Here is a 1830-nt window from a genome sequence, read left to right as displayed (position 1 = left end):
GCCATCTGTAGTCAATTTCCATTCGCATTCGGAGCGACCATATTCCGGCTGCAGACACCAACACGGACTGCAAACACCAACCAGGAGAACTCAGATGACCAAGATCGCCCTCACCGCCGCCGCCATCCTCATTTCCGTCAGCGCCGCTTTTGCCGGCAGCGACAAGTTTGGGTCGAACGACGCCAGCCAGTCGGCTGTCACCAGCACCGACAACACGACCACCGCTTCGATCCACAACCCGGATGCGGCCGTCCGGCAACCGGTCACGCAGGGCAGCAACCGCGACCTCTTCGGCAGCCGCTGATCTCGATCGCGCTCGTCGCTGATCTCGATCGCGCTTGTCGCTGATCCCGATCGCGCGTCCAGACCGACCACGCAAATCCCAACCCAGGAGTGCTTCCAATGACCAGTATCGCAATTCTCGGTGCCAGTGGCCGGCTCGGCCGCGTGGTCGCCAAGGCCTTCATCGACGCGGGCTACGAGGTTCGCGCAGTCACCCGCAACGGCAAGGTGCCGGCCGAACTCAAAGGCGCCACAGCCGTTGCCGGTGACGCGCTCGACCGCGTGGCCCTCATCCGCGCCACGCAAGGTGTCGATATCATCTTCAACGGCCTCAACCCGATCTACACCGACTGGGGCAAGTGCCTGCCGATGGCGCAGAATGTCATGGCTGCCTGCCATGCGAATGGCGCACTGCACCTCTTCCCCGGCACCGTTTACAATTACGGCTCACCGATGCCGGCGGTGATATCGGAAGACACACCCTTCCATCCGAGCACGCAAAAGGGCCGCATCCGCTGCGCCATGGAGGAATTGTTTCGTCGCGAGGCCGACGCGGGCCGCGTCCGCACCATCCTTCTGCGGGCCGGCGATTTCTTCGGCGGCACCGGCAGCGGATCATGGTTCGACCTGATCGTTGCCGCCAAGATCAACAAAGGTATCTACACCGCGCCTGGCCCGGTCGACCTCGTACATGAATGGGCCTATCTGCCTGACTTCGCTGTGGGCTTCGTCGCGCTGGCGCGCAATCTGGACAAGCTCGGCTTCTATGAAGCGCTGAACTTTCCGGGCCACGCGGTTACCGATCTGCAGATCAAGGCCGCTGCCGAGAAGGCTATTGGTCGTCCGCTCAAGATGACTTCGATGCCCTGGTGGGTACTGCGCGCTGGCAGCCCGTTCGTAGCGATGTGGCGCGAGATCGTCTCCATGTCCTACCTGCGCTTCGAGCCGCATCAACTGGCTTCGATGCGGCTGGAAGGCATCGTCGGCGAGATTCCGCACACGCCGTTGGATCAGGCGGTTGCTGAAGCGCTCGGGGATATCGGCATTGCCACCGTGACCTGCGTTGCGAAAGCTGCCTGACCTCCGCGATAGCGGGCGATGCTCCTCCGCAGATTAACAATCTCCGCGGACTGAGAGGGCGCCTCAGAGCCGTCCCATCAACAGCAGCACCATAAGCAACACCAGCACCACGCCGACAATACCCGAGGGCCCATAGCCCCAGGAGCGCGAATGCGGCCAGGCCGGCACCGCGCCGATGAGGATAAGGACCAGGACGATGATGACGATGGTGGTGATCGGCATGAGAACCCCGCAATTCGACTTTTCGCCCAAGAACAATGCAAAAGGCCGCCCGGTTGTTCCGGGCGGCCTTTGCCGGTCAAATCGGCAATGATCTATTCGGCGGCTTTCGGAAAGGCGATATCCGGCCCGGCTCCGGCATCCCGCCCTGGCGCATCGGTCGATGAAATCTCGACCTTGCCGCGCCGGAACAGACGGCTGATCAAGCCGCGCCGTGCGCCCGGCTTGACCTTGGCGCGGGTGAACAAC

At 62.7% G+C, this 1830-nt stretch carries 3 protein-coding genes; 2 read left to right on the top strand and 1 reads right to left on the bottom strand.

The genetic code is table 11. The features are described from left to right. Nucleotides 1–94: 94 nt before the first annotated feature. Nucleotides 95–304, top strand: coding sequence for a DUF680 domain-containing protein (locus EN749_RS35050; RefSeq protein ID WP_128364883.1), 210 nt, complete (start codon nucleotides 95–97; stop codon nucleotides 302–304). A 98-nt stretch (nucleotides 305–402) separates the two neighbouring features. Then, entirely contained in the window at nucleotides 403–1362 is a 960-nt protein-coding gene (locus EN749_RS35045; RefSeq protein ID WP_127809051.1) for an SDR family oxidoreductase, read from the top strand. A 63-nt stretch (nucleotides 1363–1425) separates the two neighbouring features. Here EN749_RS35045 and EN749_RS35040 read toward each other — a convergent pair whose 3' ends face one another. After that, on the bottom strand, nucleotides 1426–1584 hold the full coding sequence (locus EN749_RS35040) for a DUF3309 family protein (protein ID WP_127809050.1): 159 nt from the start codon (nucleotides 1582–1584) through the stop codon (nucleotides 1426–1428). Between the last annotated feature and the right edge of the window lie 246 nt (nucleotides 1585–1830).

The sequence above is a fragment of the Mesorhizobium sp. M7A.F.Ca.ET.027.02.1.1 genome (assembly GCF_004022985.1).
Classification (GTDB): Bacteria; Pseudomonadota; Alphaproteobacteria; order Rhizobiales; family Rhizobiaceae; genus Mesorhizobium.
This window is presented reverse-complemented; position numbering and strand designations above follow the sequence as displayed.

What these genes read in the sequence shown, in the direction of transcription:
- EN749_RS35040 (WP_127809050.1), bottom strand. Translation starts at nt 1,584, where the DNA reads ATGCCGATCACCACCATCGTCATCATCGTCCTGGTCCTTATCCTCATC.
- EN749_RS35050 (WP_128364883.1), top strand. Translation starts at nt 95, where the DNA reads ATGACCAAGATCGCCCTCACCGCCGCCGCCATCCTCATTTCCGTCAGC.
- EN749_RS35045 (WP_127809051.1), top strand. Translation starts at nt 403, where the DNA reads ATGACCAGTATCGCAATTCTCGGTGCCAGTGGCCGGCTCGGCCGCGTG.